This is a genomic window from Halobacillus sp. HZG1, from assembly GCF_035818575.1.
Lineage (GTDB): Bacteria > Bacillota > Bacilli > Bacillales > Halobacillaceae > Halobacillus > Halobacillus litoralis.
The window spans coordinates 1-2,940 of sequence record NZ_JAYLVQ010000003.1 but is presented as its reverse complement, the minus strand read 5'-3'; the positions used below and the strand labels follow the sequence as shown (position 1 = coordinate 2,940).

4 protein-coding genes are annotated in these 2,940 nt (G+C 45.6%); all 4 read right to left on the bottom strand.

What is annotated here, in order from left to right:
* Positions 1-332: 332 nt before the first annotated feature.
* The 4 genes from VKA52_RS00035 to VKA52_RS00020 all read right to left on the bottom strand — a co-directional run bounded on the left by VKA52_RS00035 (position 333) and on the right by VKA52_RS00020 (position 2,285).
* The gene (locus tag VKA52_RS00035) at positions 333-557 is read right to left on the bottom strand and encodes a DUF3892 domain-containing protein (protein WP_089651888.1); all 225 of its coding nucleotides are present in this window, start codon (positions 555-557) and stop codon (positions 333-335) included.
* 123 nt (positions 558-680) lie between these two features.
* Complete coding sequence (locus VKA52_RS00030; RefSeq protein WP_089651800.1) at positions 681-830, bottom strand: small acid-soluble spore protein P; 150 nt, start codon at positions 828-830, stop codon at positions 681-683.
* 19 nt (positions 831-849) lie between these two features.
* Complete coding sequence (locus VKA52_RS00025; RefSeq protein WP_089651799.1) at positions 850-978, bottom strand: YpzI family protein; 129 nt, start codon at positions 976-978, stop codon at positions 850-852.
* Positions 979-1,037: 59 nt separating this feature from the next.
* Positions 1,038-2,285, bottom strand: a complete 1,248-nt coding sequence (locus VKA52_RS00020) for a DNA polymerase IV (protein ID WP_326313773.1) — start codon at positions 2,283-2,285, stop codon at positions 1,038-1,040.
* Positions 2,286-2,940: the final 655 nt, after the last annotated feature.

Genomic DNA, 2,940 nt, shown 5'->3' with positions numbered 1-2,940 from the left:
TTACCTGCCTAAAACTGTAATAAATCCTTCTTAAACCGCGTTGATATAGGATTCTCAACCATAAAAGCTCCTATTGCTGAAAGGTAGTTTCGAGAGTTTCTTCCGGCAAGTGGGCGGAGGGGAATGGCGAGACTCCTGCGGGAAAAAAGTGCAGGGTGAGACCCCACAGGACGCAGTCCGAGGAGGCTCACCGCGCTCCCGCGGAAAGCGAGCTATTCCCCGCAGCCCCCATCCACCCAACAGAAGTCTCGAAACTGAGTCTTCAACTAAAGGGAGCTTTAGTAAAATAAAAGAAAACCCAGGCAAGCGCTAGGCTTTGCCTGGGTTCTCTCTTAAAAAGATGGAAGGTTGTCCAAGTTGTTGGATTGAATGCCATCCGGTTCACTGCGCAGATGGTCTTCTCCATCTTTACCTCGAATGAGGTTCACGTGTTCCAGTTCACCACTGCGCGCCATTTCATGTGCTCGCTTATAATCGATCACTTGTCCTGACGACAGCTGCATTTCAACAATGCTTCCTTGCCCGTTTTTTCTAACGGCGACAATTCGTTCTGGCATCATTCTCAACCTCCTCAACCATTATTTTGTCCAGGAACCTAAATAATATGAGTATCAATCCGTGGGGATTATTGGATGTTTTCATAAATAAAAAAGGCAGCTGAAATGGCTGCCTTTTCTATCTTACATATCGTGAGAAGATTTTTGCTTCTGACGTGAATGTTGTCTGTTTTTCACTTTATGAGATCCTTGAGCCGGTTCTCCGTATGCTTGTTTAGGCCCAAGAGGCAAATTCGGTTGTTCCTGTTGTTTCGGTCCCATGCGTCTACCCATAAAAAATCCGCCTCCTTGATTATCTGCGTTTACGAGCTGCTTCTGGCCCCTCCATCGCGGTCGCACCTGGATAACTTAGGCGCTGATCACGGTCGGACTCCACTCTACCGGATTTTTTCAACTTTTTCTCTTGTCGATCTCTACCCATTTTAAAACGCCTCCCTTCTCTTTTAGTATGGAAAAGAGAAGAGAGGCTATGCCTGGGAATCATTTTTTAAAATCGTCGAGAAAATCCTTTTGAAAGCTTGTATTCACCTGAGGATTGGTCGGATTACTAAGATCTCGGAAAGGGTTTTTTCCGTATTTTTCCGTTAAATCATCAATCGTTTTATACAAGTTTTCTTTGCTGGCATATTGTTCAAAATTAAATAGATCTAATTGCTGACTAACTTCTGATTTCTCTGCCAGATCGCTTGCAGTAACACCCAGAAGACGAACAGGCTGCTGATTCCAGTGATCATCGAATAACTGCATCGCCACTTGAAAGAGATCGTCTGATGAATGGATGAATTCCTGCAATTGCCGGCTGCGTGTCACTGTTTTCCGGTCATGGTAGCGGATCATCACCTGTACATTCCTTGCGAGAACCTTTTTATTCTTCATCCGTGCTTCCACTTTATTCGAAAGCCTGCGGATGACGCTTTGTACCTCTGTATCATCGGTTGTATCCTCTGGGAGCGTTGTAGATGTCCCGATGCTTTTAAATTCATGAACCGCATCAGGGTCGACAGGACGGTCATCGATTCCATTCGCCCTGTTTTTCAACCGCTCTCCATTGATTCCAAGAACACCCTTTAATTCAAGAACAGAATGCTCAGCTAATCCACCAATGTTTTCAATACCGATTTTCCTTAATTTCTCTGCTGTTTTCGCTCCCACTCCGTACATTTCTTCTATCGGTAAAGGCCATAATTTTGTTTCAAGATCTCTTTTCCGTAAGATCGTAATTCCCATAGGCTTTTTCATATCAGAAGCCATTTTTGCCAAAAATTTATTAGGAGCGATTCCAATACTGCAAGGCAGATCGAGCTCGTCATAAATCCGCTTTTGTATCCGCTCGGCTATTTCCGGAGGCGAACCTTGCTCTGCGCAGTCGGTTATATCCATATAACCTTCGTCTATCGATACAGGTTGAACCAGCGGTGTCACATCAGCCAGAACTTTAAACATTTCTTTAGATGCTGTACGATATCGTTCAAACGTCGGGCCCATGACAACAAGTTCAGGGCACAACCTTCTGGCCTCTCCTAAAGGCATCGTCGTTTTGACCCCATATTTGCGGGCTTCATAGCTGCTTGTGACAATGATCCCGCGCCTTTCTTCAGGATTTCCTGCAATGGCAAGCGGCTTGCCTTTCAAGGATGGATCAAAGGCTGCTTCCACAGACGCATAGAAACTGTTCATATCAACATGAAAAATGACGCGGCCTTTTTTGGGATACCATTTGGACTGCATAACGTTCTTCCTCCATTGGAACATTTGTTCTCTATTATACCATGCCATCCTTTGTTATTGTTCATCAACGCTTCAATTATTGTTTGTCTAATTCATAAAACTCATCATCGTATTATTAAGCTAACGGGCATGATTGTGGAAGACTCAGTTTCGAGACGTTTGTTGAGTGGATGGGGCTGCGGGGAATAACTCGCTTTCCGCGGGAGCGCGGTGAGCCTCCTCGGACTGCGTCCTGTGGGGTCTCACCAAGCACTTTCTTCCCGCAGGAGTCTCGCCATTCCCCTCCGCCCCTTTGCTATATCAGAGTCTCGAAACCACTACTGAAAAACTTAGCTTGTATGGTTATGAGAAGTGAATGATGTAAACTCTACCTACAACACACTATACGCCTGCCTAGGGGAGAAGAATTGGAACCTTGTTTAAGAATACTTGTTGTCTAATCATCAACTTCCCTCAACCATACAAGCTGCCCCTTTTAGAAGTGGTTTCGAGACACTTATAAGGTAAAGGGGTCGAGGGAAACGGTGAGACTCCTATGGGATGTGTGGGACAGGTGAGACCCCGGAAGGCGTAGCCTGAGGAGGCTCACCGCCCGCCCCATGGAAAGTGTTCAAATGCGGAATCGTCCTGGTAGACACGACTGGCATAAGCAGAC